19 protein-coding genes and 1 riboswitch are annotated in these 20,169 nt (G+C 42.1%); of the genes, 11 read left to right on the top strand and 8 right to left on the bottom strand.

Annotated elements, in window-relative coordinates:
• Positions 1 to 63: 63 nt before the first annotated feature.
• Positions 64 to 1,278: an alkane 1-monooxygenase gene (locus BK820_RS12675; protein ID WP_071321117.1), complete on the bottom strand. Its 1,215-nt coding sequence runs from the start codon at positions 1,276 to 1,278 to the stop codon at positions 64 to 66.
• Positions 1,279 to 1,456: 178 nt separating this feature from the next.
• Between BK820_RS12675 and BK820_RS12670 the strand changes: the two genes are divergently transcribed.
• A complete protein-coding gene (locus BK820_RS12670; protein ID WP_071321128.1) occupies positions 1,457 to 2,389 on the top strand; it encodes an AraC family transcriptional regulator in 933 nt (310 codons plus the stop codon).
• A 12-nt stretch (positions 2,390 to 2,401) separates the two neighbouring features.
• Here the strand turns inward: BK820_RS12670 and lpxB are convergent, their stop codons facing one another.
• On the bottom strand, positions 2,402 to 3,574 hold the full coding sequence (gene lpxB / locus BK820_RS12665; protein WP_071321116.1) for a lipid-A-disaccharide synthase: 1,173 nt from the start codon (positions 3,572 to 3,574) through the stop codon (positions 2,402 to 2,404).
• 559 nt (positions 3,575 to 4,133) lie between these two features.
• On the opposite strand from lpxB, the gene BK820_RS12660 reads away from it, so the two are divergent.
• From BK820_RS12660 to BK820_RS12650, 3 genes are all read left to right on the top strand, one after another.
• Complete coding sequence (locus BK820_RS12660) at positions 4,134 to 5,024, top strand: sulfite exporter TauE/SafE family protein (protein ID WP_004809572.1); 891 nt, start codon at positions 4,134 to 4,136, stop codon at positions 5,022 to 5,024.
• Between the two features lie 127 nt (positions 5,025 to 5,151).
• Entirely contained in the window at positions 5,152 to 6,243 is a 1,092-nt protein-coding gene (locus BK820_RS12655) for a 3-deoxy-7-phosphoheptulonate synthase (protein WP_111810749.1), read from the top strand.
• A gap of 62 nt (positions 6,244 to 6,305) precedes the next feature.
• Positions 6,306 to 6,830 carry a protein tyrosine phosphatase family protein gene (locus BK820_RS12650; protein ID WP_071321127.1) on the top strand — a complete coding sequence of 175 codons (525 nt, stop codon included), beginning with the start codon at positions 6,306 to 6,308 and terminating at the stop codon, positions 6,828 to 6,830.
• Here BK820_RS12650 and ispF read toward each other — a convergent pair.
• A complete protein-coding gene (gene ispF / locus BK820_RS12645) occupies positions 6,818 to 7,306 on the bottom strand; it encodes a 2-C-methyl-D-erythritol 2,4-cyclodiphosphate synthase (RefSeq protein ID WP_071321115.1) in 489 nt (162 codons plus the stop codon). The genes BK820_RS12650 and ispF overlap by 13 nt on opposite strands.
• Before the next feature lie 99 nt (positions 7,307 to 7,405).
• On the opposite strand from ispF, the gene BK820_RS12640 reads away from it, so the two are divergent.
• Entirely contained in the window at positions 7,406 to 8,065 is a 660-nt protein-coding gene (locus BK820_RS12640; protein ID WP_004809580.1) for an A1S_1983 family putative colistin resistance protein, read from the top strand.
• Between the two features lie 47 nt (positions 8,066 to 8,112).
• Here BK820_RS12640 and BK820_RS12635 read toward each other — a convergent pair whose 3' ends face one another.
• The 5 genes from BK820_RS12635 to BK820_RS12615 all read right to left on the bottom strand — a co-directional run bounded on the left by BK820_RS12635 (position 8,113) and on the right by BK820_RS12615 (position 13,994).
• A complete protein-coding gene (locus BK820_RS12635; protein ID WP_071321114.1) occupies positions 8,113 to 9,360 on the bottom strand; it encodes a D-amino acid dehydrogenase in 1,248 nt (415 codons plus the stop codon).
• Between the two features lie 131 nt (positions 9,361 to 9,491).
• Positions 9,492 to 9,579, bottom strand: a riboswitch (glycine riboswitch).
• A 241-nt stretch (positions 9,580 to 9,820) separates the two neighbouring features.
• Entirely contained in the window at positions 9,821 to 10,729 is a 909-nt protein-coding gene (locus BK820_RS12630) for an AEC family transporter (protein ID WP_071321113.1), read from the bottom strand.
• A 405-nt stretch (positions 10,730 to 11,134) separates the two neighbouring features.
• On the bottom strand, positions 11,135 to 12,229 hold the full coding sequence (gene aroC, locus BK820_RS12625; RefSeq protein WP_071321112.1) for a chorismate synthase: 1,095 nt from the start codon (positions 12,227 to 12,229) through the stop codon (positions 11,135 to 11,137).
• Positions 12,230 to 12,241: 12 nt separating this feature from the next.
• Positions 12,242 to 13,252, bottom strand: a complete 1,011-nt coding sequence (gene prmB / locus BK820_RS12620) for a 50S ribosomal protein L3 N(5)-glutamine methyltransferase (RefSeq protein ID WP_004809587.1) — start codon at positions 13,250 to 13,252, stop codon at positions 12,242 to 12,244.
• A gap of 358 nt (positions 13,253 to 13,610) precedes the next feature.
• A complete protein-coding gene (locus tag BK820_RS12615; protein ID WP_071321111.1) occupies positions 13,611 to 13,994 on the bottom strand; it encodes a DUF1311 domain-containing protein in 384 nt (127 codons plus the stop codon).
• Between the two features lie 199 nt (positions 13,995 to 14,193).
• Between BK820_RS12615 and BK820_RS12610 the strand changes: the two genes are divergently transcribed.
• The 6 genes from BK820_RS12610 to BK820_RS12585 all read left to right on the top strand — a co-directional run bounded on the left by BK820_RS12610 (position 14,194) and on the right by BK820_RS12585 (position 20,089).
• Positions 14,194 to 14,502, top strand: a complete 309-nt coding sequence (locus BK820_RS12610; protein ID WP_004809591.1) for a hypothetical protein — start codon at positions 14,194 to 14,196, stop codon at positions 14,500 to 14,502.
• Positions 14,503 to 14,649: 147 nt separating this feature from the next.
• Complete coding sequence (locus BK820_RS12605; protein WP_004809593.1) at positions 14,650 to 16,023, top strand: ABC1 kinase family protein; 1,374 nt, start codon at positions 14,650 to 14,652, stop codon at positions 16,021 to 16,023.
• A gap of 246 nt (positions 16,024 to 16,269) precedes the next feature.
• Complete coding sequence (locus tag BK820_RS12600; protein ID WP_071321110.1) at positions 16,270 to 17,565, top strand: acyl-CoA dehydrogenase family protein; 1,296 nt, start codon at positions 16,270 to 16,272, stop codon at positions 17,563 to 17,565.
• A gap of 28 nt (positions 17,566 to 17,593) precedes the next feature.
• A complete protein-coding gene (locus BK820_RS12595) occupies positions 17,594 to 18,775 on the top strand; it encodes an acyl-CoA dehydrogenase family protein (protein ID WP_071321109.1) in 1,182 nt (393 codons plus the stop codon).
• Between the two features lie 112 nt (positions 18,776 to 18,887).
• On the top strand, positions 18,888 to 19,373 hold the full coding sequence (locus tag BK820_RS12590; protein ID WP_071321108.1) for a GNAT family N-acetyltransferase: 486 nt from the start codon (positions 18,888 to 18,890) through the stop codon (positions 19,371 to 19,373).
• Between the two features lie 134 nt (positions 19,374 to 19,507).
• Positions 19,508 to 20,089 (top strand): lytic transglycosylase domain-containing protein, encoded by a 582-nt coding sequence (locus tag BK820_RS12585; protein WP_071321107.1) that lies wholly within the window; start codon positions 19,508 to 19,510, stop codon positions 20,087 to 20,089.
• Positions 20,090 to 20,169: the final 80 nt, after the last annotated feature.

Here is a 20,169-nt window from a genome sequence, read left to right as displayed (position 1 = left end):
AAAATGCGCCCTGAAAGGCGCATTTTTTATTAAAAACTGGAAAATATTAAAAACTGAAAATAGTTAAGCTGCATTATCTTGTATGCCAAATTTTCTGAAAATCTGCTTGCGTTTAGCTGGCAAGATATTGGCTTTGTTCAGGTCGCCTTGATAATGTTGATACACACGCTTATCCATCATTTTATACCACAATGGTGGTATCAAAGCTGGAATCAGCATGGTCGCATAACCGCTTGGCAAGACAGGTGCTTCCTCAAAATTTCGCAATGCCTGAAACGGCCGGCTTGGGAACGCATGATGATCAGAATGGCGTTGTAACTGATACAAAAACAGGTTGGTAACAATATTATTATTGTTCCAGCTGTGTTCAGGCAAAGTACGCTCGTATTTACCTTTCTCAGTTTCAGCACGCTTCAAACCATAATGTTCAATATAATTGACAATTTCAAACAGGCTGATGCCATAAAATGCCTGTGTTAACGTATATGGAATAATCTTCTTGCCAAAGGTTTTCAGCATCAAGGCATGATAAGCAGCACTCATCCCCCAGCCATGAAACAATTCATTTTCCTTGCTAAAGAAACTCAAACCTTTACGCTGTAAACGGCGTTTTTCAATTTCAATTGCAGATTTAAGTCCACCAAATACCGTACGTGGCCAGAATTTGTAAAATGACTCCCCCATTTTTGATGAGGCAGGATCTTCAGGCGTCGCGACCCGTTTATGATGTCCATAAGGATGTTCAATCCGGAAATGGTTATAAGCCAATGGCATCAGGCTGGCATGTGACCAGTAGTGATCAGACTTATTCGGGCGGTGACTCAGTTCATGGGCGGTGTTTACACCAACTCCATTAATTGCACCCATCGAAATCCCGAGTAGAACCTGATCGGTCAATGAGACATTAGGGCGTGATACCACATAGCCTGCAAAGGTATTCGCAGCCATTTGCAAAGGAATAAACAATTTTACGATACGGTCATAATAAGGATCTTTGATCAAAGCTTTGATCTGATCATCGCTGGGATTATTTTCATCCTCGCCAATCAGAGCATCTAGTGTCGGAATGATGACATGCAGCAATAATGGACCACCCAAGGCAAAAACTTTCTTGGTGACTTTCGGTCCAAAATGGTAGCCGGCCAAAATACCCATACCGATGACTGGCAGACCGGGACTCAACAGCCATCCGAAACGTTTTTTATCTAGCTGACGGCCCTTCAGCAACTGAGCGTCCTGCACCAGGTGAATATTTGTGATTTTTGCAGGGGCATTCATTGCGACCCTCCTGTTTTATGTTACCCTGCCCTTATAGTTGAATAATTCAGCGCATGTGCACAGTTGTCAGCGTCCAGAAAAGCTATGTCAGCGTCTTTGTCCTGATCAGCCGATTTCTGACCTCAATTCACATGCAGACTTAAATAAAAATATCTTTTTAATTCAGAATAGAACACGCATGGATGCGCTTAGTAAAATTTTTGATGACATACATTTAGCCAAATCAGAATATATCTACCTGAATGTTCATCATCCTTATCGGCTGTTATACAGACATGAACCGTCCATGCTGGCCTATGTGATTTTGCATGGACAGGCACAGCTCAGCTTTGAAGATTCAGACCATGTCATTGTCTTACAGCAGGGTGATCTGATTCTGCTTCCATCTGCCAAAGCGCACCGGCTGCATTGTCCAAATGATCAAGAACTAACACAAAGTAGTCCAATTAACAGCTTCTTTGCTTCGCATTCCCAGCAAAGTATTGATTTCGGTCAGGTCCAGCCACAACGCAGCTTTATTCTGGCGATTCGTTCAAAAATGGATATCCAGATGGCGCGACCGCTAATTACCTCTTTGTCGGATTATCTGCATATTCAGCATATTTTGAGTGATTCAGCCCCGGAATGGTTACAGATCGGATTACAGTTTTTGGCTTTAGAAACCCAGAATACACGTCCGGGCCGTGACCGTATTCTCGATCATCTGGTCAGTATTTTACTTATTGAATGTGTGCGGGATTATATTTTGAATGCCCGGCATGCCTCCAGCTGGTTAAATGCCTTAAGCCATCCTGAACTTTCCAGTGCCTTAGCTGCCATTCATGGACAGCCAGAACAGAGCTGGACCGTTGAAAGTCTGGCTGAACAATGCCATATGTCACGTTCCAAATTTGCACAATTGTTTACGCAAGTGGTCGGTGAACCGCCTTTGGCTTATCTGCAACAGCACAGGATGCGTCTGGCAGCACGTTATTTAAGAGATGGCCTAATGACCGTACAACAGATTGCGCATCGCGTAGGTTATTCTTCAGAAACTGCATTTAGTCAGAGCTTTAAAAAGCAGTTTGAACTTACTCCTAGCCAGTATCGTCAGCAGCATCAGGGTCAATAATAGGCGAGAAGATTATTTTACCAGTTCTAAAATGGCACTCACAGGATCTTCACTATTCCCTGAAAGTAGTTGCTTATGCATGGTCAGATGCTGCATCGCCTGAATCTGTGCTGCTTCAACATTCATTAACGCTTCAATTTCGGCAGCAAGATTCTCAGGGGTTGCTTCAGATTGAATCAGCTCCTGAATCACTTTCTTGCCCGCAATAATATTTGGCAATGAATAGTACTGAATTTTCACCAGAAGTTTAACAATACGATAAGTCAGCCAATGTAACTTATAGAAAGTCACCATTGGACGATGTAACAACATTGCTTCCAGAGTTGCTGTTCCCGATGCCAAAGCGACGATATCTGCTGCATTCATGACCTGACGACCGATTTTGGAATCGCTACCGGTATTTTCCATCAGACGAATTCGGGTCTGTAAGCTTTCTGGATAAGTTTGCAGCAAGGCTTGAATTTGCTGCTTACGTGCATCATTGATGGCAGGAATCAGGAAGATATATTCAGGATGTTTTTGTTGCAAAATTTGTGCAGTATCCAGCACCAATGGCCCAAGACGTTCAATTTCTCCACGCCGGCTGCCTGGCAGCAAGGCAATATATTTCTGGGCAGGATCGAGTCCCAGCTCCTGCTTTGCTTCAGCCAGTGGATTCTGTATCGGCAATTGACTCGCTAATGGATGACCGACAAATGCAGCGGGTACCTGCCATTTTTGATAAAAGACTTTTTCAAATGGAAATAAACACAGTACCAGATCGATACTGGCTTTAATGCCATGTACACGTCCCTGACGCCACGCCCAGACGGATGGGCTGACATATTGAACGGTTTTGATCGGCAACTGTCGTTGCTTGATGCTCTTGGACAAACGCAGGTTAAAATCTGGTGCATCAATGCCGATAAATACATCGACTGGATCTTTCGTCCAGGTCTCCACCAGTCCATCACGTACAGCAAACAGCTTACGGATATCTTTTAAGACTTCAACAATACCCATTACCGATAGAATATCCATTGGATAATAGCTTTTAAAACCTTCTGCAATCATCTGTGGACCACCAATGCCCTCAAATTCAGCATCAATCCCCTGCTCACGAAAACGACGAATCAGACTGGCACCTAAGGTATCTCCCGATACTTCACCCACGACGATTCCAATTTTAAGCTTCCGTTTTTGCAAGATGTAATCCTCAAAGAATTGCTATCAGCATATTAGCATAAGACGAAAAATTTAAGGCTGAACTTGATTCTGATCTGCATGAATTGGTTTAAAAATGATGAATCTAAGAATTTAAAGCGCTACATCTACAAATATAATGATGACTACAGGGATTTTCTGAATTCACTTTAGATAAGAATGACCAGGATCACCATGACTACAAATATGCTCAATTGAAAAATGATATAGAGAATGATCTACCAAACTTCTAATTTCCCTTATCACGACCAGCCTATTTTTAAATCAAATAAATTTGCTTATTTTAATAAAGAAGAAATTTTATACTATTAATTATATTTCATGAATTCAATTCCATTTATCTTCCTCGTATTTCCTAACTATAAGAAAATTCTTTAGAAAGCTTACCGGACTTATCCTTTAGACCAGTTTTTTCGATAATAAAACACCTCATTAATCACTTGCTTTATCTTATTTTGGAATAAGCAAATCATTAATCAAGACAACTACTTATCTTTAATAGTCATAAGATATGCTCGTTTTTTGATATTGGCATATATAGATGTTTGGTCCGATTGAGTTTATTTTAGCAGGTGTGTTAGTTGGTTTCTGTGTAGGGATTACTGGTGTCGGCGGTGGTTCACTGATGACCCCTATTTTAATCAGCCTATTCCGGATTGAACCGCACATTGCAATCGGTACTGACCTTCTATATGCCGCAATCTCTAAATTCTGCGGTTCTTTTGTCCATGCAAAAAAAATGAATATTATCTGGCCCATTGTGATCTGGCTGGCAATCGGCAGTATTCCTGCCTCATTTGCAACCCATTGGGTACTTGAGAACTATCTCAGTCAATCTACCCACTATAAAGCAGTACTCACCATGGTACTCGGTTTTATGCTAACGCTGACCGGTATTTCTATTGTATTCCGCGCTTCAATTGAGAAGTTCTTTAATAAATACCGTAAACAAGAACTGCCAGATATGACCCAGGATCTGGAAAAGGTCGATTTTAAATCTGGCAAAAAACGCGCCCTGATTATCATCATGGGAATCGTGCTTGGTGTTTTTGTGACCTTGTCTTCAGTGGGTGCAGGGGCATTCGGTATTATGGCATTGATTCTAATGTTCCCGAATTTGCCGATGATTCGTATTATCGGTTCTGACGTGGTGCATGCCGTACTTCTAACTTTAGTCGCAGGCTTGGGCCATATGAGCGCAGGTAATGTAGACTTTGCTTTGTTAGGCTGGTTACTGGTGGGTTCTATTCCTGCAATCGTGATCGGCACATTGATCAGTTCACGTATGCCTGAGAAAATTATCCGTAAAATTCTGGGTGTTACCCTGTTCTGTCTAGGTGTGAACTTTATGCTCAATCCAGTCAAATCCAAACCTGCCCAACCAGCTCAACCCGAGTTGGTCACCGAAGCAGAAAAATCTCAGGCCGTTTAAACTAAACCTCAGATTCATCACTTTTTTTTCAAAGATTTATTCATCTTTTTTATAACAAAGTGACGCATCATTCATGTTATATTCGGGCTATTAAACAACCTTTTGTATGATCGAACCAGTGACGGCAATGAATACACTACAGTCAAATCCTATTTCACAATCAGATATTGATGATGTGAATATCCAAAGCATGATTCCTCTTGTAACTCCAGCACAATTAAAGACTGAGTTGCCTTTGACTGAGAATGCTTATCAAACCGTACTGAAAGGTCGTGAAACGATTCGCAATATTCTTGATGGCAACGATAAACGTCTTTTTGTCGTGATTGGTCCATGTTCAATTCATGACCCTGAAGCTGCCAAAGAATATGCTGAGCGCCTGAAAGTGCTGAGCGAAAAAGTGAAAGACAGCCTGTATCTGGTAATGCGTGTGTATTTTGAAAAACCACGTACTACCATTGGCTGGAAAGGTCTGATCAATGACCCGGACATGAATGACTCGTTCAATATTGAAAAAGGTCTACGCATTGGCCGTAAGCTTTTACTTGAGCTGAATGAAAAAGGTCTGCCATGTGCAACCGAAGCACTTGATCCAAACTCACCACAGTATTATCAGGATTTAATTTCATGGTCAGCGATTGGTGCACGTACTACCGAAAGCCAGACTCACCGTGAAATGTCATCTGGCCTGTCTTCACCAGTAGGTTTCAAAAACGGTACTGATGGCGGCCTGACTGTTGCAACCAATGCCATGCAATCCGTGAAACACGGTCATAGCTTCCTCGGTCTGAACGATCAAGGTCAGGTTGCAGTCATTCGTACTTCTGGTAACCCATATGCTCATGTGGTACTTCGTGGTGGCAATGGCAAACCGAACTATGATGCAGGTTCTGTTGCAGAAGCTGAGACTGCTTTGGCAAAAGCGAAAGTTAGTACCAAAATCATGATTGACACCAGTCATGCAAACTCAAATAAAGACCCGTACTTACAACCATTAGTGCTAAAAAACATCACTGAACAAATTATTGATGGAAATAAATCAATTGTTGGTATTATGGTAGAAAGTCATCTTAAAGGTGGTCGTCAGGATATCCCGGCTAACCTTTGTGATCTGGAATACGGCAAATCAGTGACTGATGGCTGTATCGACTGGGAAACGACTGAAAAGGCATTACTTGATATGCATGAGGCGTTAAAGGACGTTTTACCAAATCGCTAAGCGATTGATCAAAGCGCCATCGTAAGATGGCGTTTGCATTTCTACATAAGGAAAATGATCTGATGAATGAAATTGAAACTGCACTCTGTCAAATTAATAATTTTCAATTCATCCATGAGCACCTGTTTACTTCAGGCCAGCCAACAGCAGAACAGCTTAAGCTAATAAAGGAATACGGGATCTCGACCGTTATCAATGTAGCTTTGAGCGATGCAGAGCCTCACCTGGACCATGAAGATAAAATCTGTCTGGAACTTGGACTCAACTATGTCCAGCTGCCAATTTCCTGGGAAATGCCATCCGATGATCAATGCCTGCTAGTGCTGGACATGATTGATCATCTAGTCAAGCAACAAGCCGTTTGGGTACATTGCAATCAAAACTTGCATGTCAGCAGCCTGATGTATTTATATCGCCAATACTATATGGATATGGATCTACCGACGGCGCAAGCAAGCCTGCATCAGGTCTGGGAACCGAATGACACCTGGACGGGTCTATTGCATGCTGTTGCCTTACAGCTACAAGGCCGTAAAGCAACTGAAGAACTTAAGCTGGCAATGATTAATCCTGATCACTTTGCATGAGCGATCAGGACCGTCGCCATGGACAGAATGCCTTCCTGACGCCCGGTAAAGCCCAGCTTTTCTGTTGTCGTCGCCTTAATGCTAATCTGGGTTACATCTACTTCTAGTACATCTGCAATGCTTTGACGCATTTCCAGATTATGCTTTGCCAGTTTTGGACGTTCACAGGCCACAGTAATATCAGCATTATTCAATACATAACCACGATCCAAGATCAGCTGATACACGTGCTTCAACAATACACGACTGTCAGCACCTTTAAAATTAGGATCCGTATCTGGAAAATGCTGACCGATATCTCCCAGCGCCAATGCACCTAATAAAGCATCACATAATGCATGTAATACAACGTCACCATCCGAGTGTGCTTTGAGGCCATGGGTATGTGGGATTTTCACGCCTGCCAGTGTGACAAAATCACCTTCTTCGAATGCATGCACATCCAGCCCCTGACCAATTCGAATTTGTGCAACCACTGTTTTCATCCTTAGAAATAACCAATTGAAATCTTGTACACTTCGTTTCTATTTCGCTATAGTTAGACCAAGCGTAACACAGTGAAAGTATAAGCGATCATGCTGCTGAAAACTGATATAAAAATGATGAAACTTCTGGGTCTCATGCTGGGTTTGAGCACTTTGGCAACAGGTGCTGCAGCATCCGTACGTCCGCTAGAATGTTCAGATAGCTCACAAGCCAGTAAAGCAACTTCGACACTGTGTTCCGTGCCTCTGGCTGAATTTAGAAAAAATCTGGCGAGCCAGTATCTCACGGCCTACCTGATTACTGATGCACCTTTAAGTATTATTCAGGATACGCATCAATTATGGCTAAACCGCTTACAACAGTGCAAAACACTAGATTGTTATAAACAGCAGTTTGATGTGCGTCTAGATGATCTGAATATCTTTATTTCTTTGAATCAAAGCCTGACCCAGCATTATTTAAAATTTGAACAGGGCCAGATTGCCAAACAGCCAGTACACCTGAAAATCCATCAGCTCAGTAAAGACCGCATCAAGATCGAAGGTATTGCCTATCGCAGTCCTAAAAACCGTATAGATACTCAAACTATCCCTTTTTTAGCTTATACCACTCCTGAAGCTAAAACTGAAATCACTGATAACGAAAACGACTGTAAGTATGAATTCCACTATACCAAGGCCCTTCTTTCGGTAAAAACCCAGCAGAAAGGCTGTGAACGCTTTAGCGGTGTCTATCGCCTATATGACTAAAACTCATTCAATTAAGAAAAGATCATCCGAGGATGATCTTTTTTGTTTTAAGCTACAGGATAGGTTTGAGCCACCTGCTGGCTGATCATTGCTGCTGTCGCAGCAGAGAGCGTCCAGCCTAAATGTCCATGTCCGGTATTATAAAACACCCGCTTGTGTTTTCCTTGACGCACGACTGGCATCATATTCGGCATCATTGGCCTTAATCCGGTCCAGGGAATCACATATTCAGTGGAAATATCAAAATTACGATGCGTCCAGTCAATTAAAGGCTGAATCCGGTCAGCACGAATGTCGCGGCTATAACCATTAAACTCTGCCGTACCCGCAATACGCAGTCGGTCTTTACCCAATCGGGAGAGCACAATTTTAGCGCTTTCATCCAGCAGGCTGACCCACGGCGCATTTTGCTGACTTTGTTCATCGTTAAGCTGTACGGTAATTGAATATCCCTTCACCGGATAGACATTGACCCGGTCACCCAACAGATAAGACAGTTGATAACTACCCACACCGGCACAGACCACGATGGCATCAGCTTTCAGTTCCAGTCGTTCTTGCGGATTGGTATTGGAATTTTCACTGCTCGGCATACAACTGATCCGGATATAATCATCCTTCTGCTCTATTGCCTGTACATTCTGACCAAACAGGAAAAGTATACCTTTGTCTGCACAAGCCTTGGCCAGACCTGTAGTAAATTTATGAATATCCCCGGTAGCATCGCTACGGCTAAAGAAGCCGGCATAATAATCACCGGTTAAAGTGGGTTCAATCTGTTTAATTTCTTCATTGGAAATCGCATTGCGTTCCAGCCCGCCACTGCAAAGCAGATCATTGACCTTCATCGCGACCTTATAATCCTGCTCGGTATGATAAAAATGCAAGATTCCCCTTTTTTCCAGATCAAACTCAATCTGTTCTGTTTCAGCAATTTCAAATAAACGTTTACGGGCCAATAACGCCATTTTTACCGTTTCCCGGGTATTGGTTTCGTAATGACGAATATTCCCCATAAATTCCATTAGCCAGCTGTATTTATGCACACTAAAAGACGGGTTGAGCAGTAATGGGGCAGTTTTTTGCGACATCCATTTCAGGCCTTTCAGTACCGTTGCTTTTTGGTTCCAGACTTCTGCATTACAGGCGGAAAGTTGCCCGCCATTGGCATACGAGGTTTCCATGGCAGGGTAAAGATGCTGATCGACTACAGTGACGTGATACCCTAATAAAGCCAGTTCATAAGCAGTGGTTACGCCGGTAATCCCGGCACCAATGACAATTACATGACGCATAGACATCTCCTTTTTTATTATGATGTCTGCCCCATCTGTCATTTTTACCTGAGAGCTTTGATTTCAGTATTGGAGATCAATACCTTAACCTTCCCCTTCGGTGAGTGATTCAACACTTCTCTCCAGAGTTTTGCATTATTACAGTCCTTCTGCCTGAGAGTTTCCGGGGTCGTTGCTCCTTCGGCGAATGCGGGTGCATTTCTCTCCTGCAATAATGTGCATATGTATTGTTTTGCAATTTATATACCATGCTATAGCGCTTAATAAAAAGTTACTGTGCAAAGTTGTAAAGACACAGTAATTAGCAAGGCTACGTTAGCCTCGCTTAGCTATAAAATGAAATCTAAATGAAGGTGCAGATATTTGATTAGATTTTTGAAACAGAATTATAAGTTAATTAAAAATTTTAATTTGCTTAGGCTATTTTAAGTCAAAAATTTCTCTATTGGATTCTTTCAACTCAGATGATAAAAGTTAAGAATAATGGCAAGGTTAATCCTGCAATCAGGGTCTGCACACTAATAACTTTCGCCATGAGTTCACTGTCTCCACCCAGAACTTTGGTCAATACATATGAAGCAGAAGCGGTTGGTAATGTGAAAAACAATACCAGCACTTGAGTCGTCAGCGTGGAAATTCCCAGTATCTTGCATACCCCCAAGCCAAGCAATGGCATGCAGATCATACGCCCAGTTGTGTTCCAGACAATGCGCCATAAATCCAGATTAATTTGCCCAAACTTTAATGCTGCCCCGACACACATCAAACCTAAAGGCAAACTGCATGCTGCCATTTGTTTCAATAACTGGTTCATCCCCTGCCATATCCCCAATCCGGACAGATTATAAAGCCCACCCACCAGACAGCCTAAAATCAGTGGATTTTTCGCGAGGGATATGAAAATTTTTCCAAACTGCATATCAGCCGGTTTAGTAAATGCCAGCACAGAAACGGTATTTACGACTGGAATAAAGAACACCATAATGACGGCAAATACTGTCATCCCTGCCTGACCAAATAAGGTGCTGACCGCAGCAATGCCAATATAGGTATTAAAGCGCAGTATGCTTTGTATATAGACCCCAAATCGGGCAAAGTTAATCCGGTATATCGCTTTTAGACTGTACAGCACTGCACAAACCAGTACAGTAATAATTGAAATAACCAGCACCACATCCTGAATAATATCTATCTGAATCTGAGCAGTAGCCAGATTCAGGAATAGCATGATTGGAAATAGTACATAGTAGTTTAGCTTTTCTGCCCCCCGCCAAAATCCGTCTTCTAACCATTTCCTTTGTTTTAATGCATAACCGAGGGTAATTAGGGCAATCAGTGGAAACAGGACGCTGAAGATAGTATGAAGCATTGAGCCACTCGTAACATGCAATTTTGTGGCAATCGAACCCAATTGCCTGTCAATTATTAAGGATACAACAACCGAAGAGTTTCAAGAGAAAAAGTATTAGAAAAATCAATGGATAATAAGTAAGAGAAAGTCTCTCATGCGTTTTAATGAATAATAAACCAATTAAGTCCAGCTTTCTTCTTTTGCAATATTTAACACCTCCTCTTTAAGCTTTTCCTAACTCATTAAAAATTTTTGAATCATTTTTTGGATGAGTTTTCGAATTTCATTTTTAATAAACCTAAACTTCTTAAAAGCATAGGAAAAATAAGTTTCTCTCCGCCTAAATCATCTATTGCCTTTGCAGATCATAAAAAAGTCAGACCGAAGTCTGACTTTTTGGATTCACTTCAGATCAGAAGCGAATTATTTCGGTTCAATTGGTGCAAACGGCGCAACAACATCGGTATTTTGTGCACGATGACGCATAAAGTGATCCATCAATACAATCGCCAGCATCGCTTCAGCAATCGGAGTCGCACGTACACCCACACAAGGATCATGACGGCCTTTGGTCAACACGTCAGTATCTTCACGATTGATGGTGATGGTTTTACCTGGAGTCGTGATTGAAGCGGTTGGTTTTAGTGCAATCGATACGCGAATGTCCTGACCGCTAGAAATCCCACCCAAAATACCGCCTGCATGATTTGCCAGGAAACCATCTGTCGTTAATTCATCACGCGTTTCATGACCAAACTGCTCAGCAACGCCAAAACCATCACCAATCTCAACACCTTTAACGGCGTTAATCGACATCATGGCATGGGCAATATCGGCATCCAGACGATCGAATACTGGCTCACCCCAGCCTACTGGGACTTTAGAGGCAATAATTTCAAGGCGCGCGCCACAACTGGTGCCTTGTTCACGCAACGACGTGACCAGTGCCTCAAAACGTGGAACGGCATCAACATCACCACAGAAGAACGGATTATTTGGAACTTCATTCCAGTCCAGTTTCTCGGCTTTTTCAGTGCCAATCTGGGTGACATGACCGCGGATTTCAATACCGAATTTCTCAAACAGGAATTTCTTGGCAATCGCACCCGCTGCCACACGCATTGCAGTTTCACGTGCACTTGAACGGCCACCGCCACGATAATCACGGAAACCATACTTCTGGGTATAGGTATAGTCTGCATGACCCGGGCGGAAAGTCTGCGCGATATTGCCATAGTCTTTCGATTTCTGGTCAGTATTGCGGATTAAAAGTCCGATTGAAGTGCCGGTGGTTTTACCCTCAAACACACCGGAAATAATTTCCACTTCATCCGGCTCTTTACGCTGCGTTGCAAATTTCGATGTACCCGGCTTGCGGCGGTCCAGATCCTTTTGCAAATCAGCTTCAGACAGTTCAATTCCTGGTGGAACCCCATCAATGATCGCCATCAGGCCAACACCATGAGATTCACCACAAGTCGTTACACGGAAGAGTTGCCCTATACTATTACCTGCCATGTGAACGACTCCTTATGCATTAACAGATTGAATAAATAAATCGCGATATTGACGGCATTGGGCTGCAGTCAATGCGAAAATACCTGAACCACCACGCTGGAACTGCAACCAGTGGAAATCAACTTTATTGAAGTTTTGCTTCATTGCCCATTCAGAGTTACCGACTTCAATTACAATCAGACCATCTTCAGTCAGGTAATCAGCCGCTTGAGCCAGCATTTTACGTACCAAATCCAAACCATCCTGACCTGCAGCCAAAGCCATTTCAGGTTCGTGGTGGAATTCGTCTGGTAAATCTGCCATGTCTTCTGCATCCACATACGGTGGATTCGACACGATTAGATCATACTGATTTTCAGCAGGAATTTTTGCGAACAGGTCCGATTCAAGCAATGCCACTTGATACTGCTTGTTATGGTGTTCACAGTTGATCTGCGCTACTTCTAAAGCCTCTTTAGACAGATCGGTTGCATCCACTTCAGAATCTGGAAAAGCGTATGCCAATGCAATCGCAATACAGCCTGAACCGGTGCACATGTCCAGAATACGTTGTGGTGTTTTTGGATTCGGATTTTCTGGCAGGTTATTTACCGCTGCACCCATTTCACCATTTTCGCCCAGGCAATATGGTGCAAAACGGTTTTCAATCAGCTCAACGATTGGTGAACGTGGAATCAGTACACGCTCATCCACATAGAATGGCTTACCAAAGAAATAAGCCAGATTTAATAGATAAGATGTCGGCATTCTTTCATTGATACGACGTCCTAAAAGATTCAAAAACTCTTCTTTTTCGCTTGGAAGCAGTTTTGAATCCAGAATTTCTGGATCAGCATTCCAGTCCAGAGAAAGGGTTTGTAAAACCAGTGCTGAACTTTCAGCAAAATAATCTTCTGTGCCTTGGCCCAAGTGCGCATCGTATTGACGTAATGCTGTAACACCAAAACGGATAAAATCACGAATGGTTGTTAGATTTTCAGCGGCTTCCTGCAAATGTTCAGGGCTAATAGTCGGTCGATCCACTTAAGGCGTCTCCAGAGGTCATATTTTAAAACGCCTTATGATACCTTGTTTCGCCTGCTTTTATAATGCTAAAACCATGAAAAATACGAAAACAGCACGACTCCACTCTGGCTGAATCCGGTTTTAGAAGCCTGTTATTTGATGATGAGAATGGTCAACAATAGATCGCTTTAATCCGGATTTGAATGCTTTAAAGTATGAGAGATAAATCGAACGTTTTATGAAGTAGGTGATAAATAATACTGACTCACCTATTCAGCGCTTCTGTCCAGTCTTAATAAATCTCAAATTCTCGCCATAATTTAAAAAGCATAACAAACTTACATGTCCGTTATGCTTTTGAGTACCGATCAGATCCTCAGCGTTTTCCGACAAAAGAACGTGATTGATAATAATTGGACTGCTCAATTACCATAGCTAGGGCACATTGTCCTTGCTGGATTTTGGTGTAGTTTCCAGCACGGATACGACCACATTGCTTGTCCAGTCTGGATTCAAACAAGGCATAATGGTTTTTTACTACAGCAGCATTATTTGCGTTTAATTTAAGATAATTTTTATAGCTTTTTTTCAAGATTTTAGTCTGCCCTTTTAATTCCTTAGCAATACATTTTTCAGTCTTGGTACGGTCACCATAGGTGAACTTCATACACTGTGAATATTCCCTGGAATAATCCTGAGCTGCTTGTGTATGTACAGTTGTACCTGCCAGAATCGCAGTTAATAACCATGCAAAACGCATACATTCCCCTTTGCCAAATTGGCATGATGCTTACAATCGCACTCATCAATTTTGTTTTAAGTTATATTCCGATACTACCTGAGTCCAGTGAAAATTCCTATTCCTTTATAAGCATCGATTTTATGCAAATGAGCAATTGAAACTCTCAGAATTGTCCCCATTATAGAGCGAAGATATACAAGTAAACGAGTTGAATGTTATGAGCTACAAGCATAACAACCTGATGGCCATGCGCCTGAATTATTGGGATGATGTACAGTCTCATAACGTGCAGCAGGAAAAGGCATTTTTGCAAGACATGTTAATTCAGCAAGGTGTTTTTCAGCAGGCAACGCTGGAAGATGCACGCTATCTGTTTTTTAGTTTGCCCAGTATCGTGATTGTTAAAGGTTATGCTTTGGGCTTTCAGCATGAGTCCGTGATTACATTGATTCAACAGCACATTCAAACAAATATCCAACAGTTGCAACAAAGAACTGAATTAAAAATTCAATTTCAGATGCCATAATGCCTTGGCTAATATAAATACAGGTCATCGAGCCTGATCATGTTTAGCGTAAATTCAATCTGTTAAAACTTTTTTAATACGTGAAGACAGGTTAATATCCGCTACAATGATTTATTCTGCTATATGCTGGGAAAGGATTTATTCTACATGTCAGATCAGAACGATAAGCTCAAACAACTGAAAACCTCATCCATGGATCGACGCTTATCGATCGCCAAGGCATCCCTACTTGCAGGCACCCGCTGGGCAGCATCAAATGCCACTTCAATGTTCTCGAGTGAAGAAGAGAAAGAGAAAAAACGCAAAAAAGCCATGAAAGAACAGGCGGATTATCTGGTTGCAGAAATCGGCAAGCTGAAAGGTTCTATCGTCAAGATTGGCCAAATGATGGCGCTCTATGGCGAACATTTTCTGCCTGAAGAAATCACTCAGGCATTAAATACATTAAATAATAAGACTGTAGCCTTGGCTTGGCCTGCGATTAAAGCGCAGTTACAAGCACAGCTTGGTTCAAAACTTGATGATTTAACCATTGATCATGAACCTTTAGGAACAGCCTCACTGGCTCAGGTACATCGCGCCAAACGCAAATCTGACGGGCTGGAACTGGTACTGAAAATCCAGTATCCAGGCGTTGCAGAAGCGATTGACTCAGATATGAGCCTGTTTAAGAACATGCTCAAATTGACCCGTATGGTGCCGCAAACCCGTGAATTTGATCAGTGGTTTGATGAAGTTCGTGAAATGATGCATCGTGAAGTGGACTACAAAATTGAAGCTGCGACAACCCGCCGTTTCCGTCAACGTCTGCAAAATGATCCACGTTATATCGTACCGACTATTATTGAAGATTACTCGACCGATCGCGTGCTCTGTATGACCTATGAGCGTGGTGTACCAATCAATAGTCCGGTCATGCTGTCTCTGCCACAGGAACGTCGTAATAAACTCGGTGAAGCTTCCTTAGAAATCGCAGTACGCGAGATTTTCGAATGGGGCGAAATGCAGACTGACCCGAACTTCGGGAATTATCTGGTACGTTTGGGCAATGGTGATGACGCACAGGATAAAATTGTCCTGCTCGACTTCGGTGCAATCCGTCAGTTTGACCAGCATCTGCTCAATGTGGCGCGTAATCTGATTCAAGCGGGTTATCATCATGATTCAGATATGATGGTCAAAGCCATGACTGGTTATGAATTCTTTGACTCGATTCCGCAAAGCATCAAACCGGATATGGCCAAGGTTTTCTTGCTGGCCACTGAAGCATTTAGCTCGCCAATGAACAATAAAGACCTGCCAGCCGGCGTAATGGATGCACAAGATCGCTATGACTGGAAAAAGAGTCAGTTGCATAGCCGTGTCATGCAACAAGCCTCTAAATCGATGGCATCACGTTATTTCAGCGTCCCACCGAAAGAGTTTATGTTCATCAGCCGTAAATTTATTGGGGCTTATACCTTTATGACCGTGATTGATGCCAAAACCAATGTGCGTGCCATGATCAAGAAACATCTCTAAATGGTATCAAGTGATATTTTAAGTTGACCCGGTTGATTTCTGTTATCCGGGTCAATTTCTTGCATTTTAATATTTTTGAATAATATAATTATATTAATAATTTCATAAACTTGTTAGCAAATTTTATAGAATAAATTCACTTCATTATTGTCAATCAATCATGTCATTCCTGACATGGTTTTTTATCAGGCAACCTGTCAGCATAATTCTGAAAATACCTAAAACATTTATAACAGGATAATGATAATGAGCAATATGGTAAATAAGGCCCAAGGAGTTGGCTTATCCATACTGACTAAAATTGCAGGCAGTGAGCTACTGGATCAGTTTAAGCTACGAAAATTCGTTGAAAAGTCTCTGTATCAAAGTTCTAAGGCAGGTTTTAAAACCCTAAGCCAGACACAAAAGCTGCTGAAATCAGGACAAAAAATTAAAAAACAGCGCCTGCCAAATCAGAATAAATCCCTGTTTGATCTTAGCCTGACTGAAGAACAGCAGATGACCGTAGATGCGATGGAACAGTTCTCAGCCGAAGTGCTTTATCCGCTTGCTCATGATGCAGATCACGCTGAAACCTTTCCAGAGGTTCTATGGCAACATGGTACCGACTTAGGACTTAACTTCTATGCCTTGCCTGAGTCCTTAGGTGGTGTAGCGACTGAAAAGAATATTGTGAGCAATGTGCTGATTGCCGAATATCTGGCTAAAGGAGACTTTAGCCTGACTGCTGGCCTGCTCTCAACCTTTAGTGTGATCAATGCCCTGACTCAATGGGGCTCAGAACAGATTCAATCCGACTATCTGGCTTCTTTCGCAAATGATAAAGGTATTCGAGCCACATTTGCCACGCAGGAAAATATATCGGCTTTCAATCCTTTTAGGCTTACAACCCAAGCAACACCACACCAAGATCATTATCTGATTCAGGGTGAAAAAACACTGGTCTTACTCGCAGCCACTGCAGACCTCTATCTGGTCAGTGCCATGCTCAATGGTCAGCCGGATGTATTTGTGGTGCAAGGTGATCCGAGCATCAGTATTCAAAAGTCAGCTGCGATGGGTCTTAAAGCAAATGAAACTGCCACACTGCATTTCAACAATACACCAGCACAACGTCTCGGTGATGAAGATTTTGATTACACCGCTTTTATCGATCTGGGTAATCTGATGTGGTGTGCCATGGCTGTCGGTACCTGCGAGGCTGTCAAGAAATACTGTATTCAATATGCCAATGAACGTACAGCGTTTGGTGAACCTATTTCCCATCGTCAAGGGGTTGCTTTCATGATTGCCGATATGGCAATTGAAACAGATGCTATGCGTATGCTGGTGCTAAACGCTGCCAGTCTTGCAGAAGCAGGTAAGCCTTTCCATCGTGAGGCATATTTGGCCCGTATTCTCTGCGCAGAAAAATCAATGCAGATTGGCACAGATGGCGTGCAAATCCTGGGTGGACATGGCTATACCCGTGAACATCCTGTGGAACGCTGGTATCGTGACTTACGCGCGACTGCTGTCATTCAAAGTGGGCTGCATGCCTGATCATTGACATGAATATGGAATAATTATAATGAATCTGCAAAATCCAAAAAAATTTAAATTACTGATTGATCAGGCCCATGAAGTTGCGCTGAATGTATTACGTCCAATTTCCCGTAAATATGACAAGGCTGAACATGCCTATCCTAAAGAGCTGGATATGCTGGCTTCTGTTGTGGATGGCATGAATGCTGGTAGCGAAGGTATGAATGCTGGTGCCGCAGTCAATAAACGTGGTGATACCGATACGTCTAATAAAAATGGCGTCAACATGTCAACTGCACTGAGTATTATTGAGATGTGTTATGGCGATACAGGTCTGCTCCTGTCCATGCCACGCCAAGGTCTGGGTAACTCGGCAATTGCAGCGGTGGCAAATGAGGAACAATTGACACGTTTTGAAGGCACCTGGGCAGCAATGGCGATTACCGAGCCAGGTTGTGGTTCAGACTCTGCTGCAATCCGTACTACAGCAACCAAAGATGGTGATGACTATATCCTGAATGGCGAAAAAATCTTTGTCACCTCAGGTGAACGTGCAGATTCTGTAGTGGTTTGGGCAACTTTGGATAAAAACCTGGGTCGTGCTGCAATCAAATCCTTTGTGGTACTCAAAGGTACGCCTGGGATGAAAGTCGAACGTCTGGAACATAAACTTGGTATCAAAGCTTCAGATACCGCTGCAATCAGCTTTGTAGACTGCCGTGTACCTGCGGCAAATCTGTTGGGTAATGCAGATATTGATGTTGCCAAAGGTTTTGCTGGCGTAATGGAAACCTTTGATAATACCCGCCCACTGGTTGCTGCAATGGCGATTGGCTGTTCTAAAGCATCTTTAGANAAAGACCAGCTTGATACGGATTACGGTACACCCTATTTACAGACCTCCCATATTGCAGCGCAGATTTACCGGATGGAAGCAGAATGGGAAGCAGCTCGACTGCTGATGCTGAAAGCAGCCTGGATGGCAGACAATCGTAAACCCAACTCTCGCGAAGCTTCAATTGCCAAAGCCAAGGCTGGTCGTATTGCTAATGAAATCACTTTAAAGTGCGTCGAGTTAGCATCTTCTGCAGGTTATAGCGAGACTGAGCTACTCGAAAAATGGGCTCGTGACTCAAAAATTCTCGATATCTTTGAAGGTACCCAGCAAATCCAACAGCTGATTATTGCTCGTCGTGAGCTGGGTAAATCATCTAGTGAGCTGAAGTAGGTTACAGAATCTCGAACATGCTGACTCGTTGATGGATTTATAAGCTATAAAGATGGATTTTTTACAGTTTTAGGACTATAAAATTTCTATCTTTTTTTATGTTTCATGATTTATGTATTCTATTCAACCGATCCAGCCTAAGGATAATCCCCAAATTGCCAAAATTATTCGTGAAGTTTCTATTGAATTTGTTCTTGCTGCTGAATCCGGTTTTGCAGTAGGTGATTCTATTCTGGACAGCTTATATCAGGTTTATCAACAACCAAATGCTGCTTACTGGGTTATTGTCGATGAAGATGATCAAGTTTATGGTGGTGGTGGCATTGCTCCCTTACAAGGTGATAATAGCATTCTAGAAATCCAGAAAATGTATTTCCTCCCAGCCATTCGTCAACATGGGTTTGCCAAACAGATTTTGAATCTGGCTTTTGATTTCGCACAGCAACAGAAATTTCATAAGATTTATCTGGAAACGACAAAATCCCTTTGGCAAGCTGTCAAACTCTATGAAAAACTGGGCTTTGAACATCTGGCATATCCTGAAGGCAATACGGGGCATAGTGAAGCGTGTGAAATCTGGATGCTGAAAACTATATAAAATATGCCTCAAGTAAAGATCAAGCCAAAAAGCTGCAAAAATTATTGTAGCTCAGGTTTAAAAGGCTAATCAGCTTGACGCTGAACAGTTCATTTTTTAGTATCAAATTAATTTTATAATGCGGATATTTAATTTTGACCTACTTTAAGTCCTTTCCCTTAAAACGTCTTTTATCTCATTTTTTTACACCTTCGCATTTCAAACAACTCATCCTCCTAGGCAGTGCAATTACTTTAACTGCATGTTCTTCTTTAGGTGGAGGTTCCATAGAAAAACGCTCAGCTAAACTTTCCAAAGGGATACAAAGTGCATATTCTATCTCTCCAGAAACAGCAAATCGCGTATCGCCACTGATTATTAAAAGTGCCGAACAGCACAATTTAGATCCACTCTTAGTCGCAGCAGTAATTCGACAAGAATCTACCTATCGTCCGTATGTCAGCTCACCTGCTGGTGCTGTGGGTTTAATGCAAATTATTCCACGTTATTGGCAAAGCAGTTGTGGAGCTGATTTATTCCATGAAGCCACCAATGTCCAATGTGGCTCCTATATATTAGCGCGTTATCAACAATCTGCAGGCGACTTAAAAAAGGGGCTAGGATATTATAATGTCGGTCCATCTGGTTTTGAAAATAATCGCAAGATGCGTAAGCAAGGTAAAAAATACGCTAAACAGGTACTTAATCATAAAAAAACGTTAAAAAATTCAATTTAGTTTTTCTAATAGATGTAATTAAGCATAATTATAGATTATGCTTAATTATTCATCTAAACTATTAGATCTCTTTCATAAAT

It is taken from the genome of Acinetobacter sp. LCT-H3 (genome assembly GCF_001866125.1).
GTDB classification, from domain to species: domain Bacteria; phylum Pseudomonadota; class Gammaproteobacteria; order Pseudomonadales; family Moraxellaceae; genus Acinetobacter; species Acinetobacter schindleri.
The sequence above is the reverse complement of the archived record's forward strand: the minus strand, read 5'-3'. Positions and strand labels throughout refer to the sequence as shown.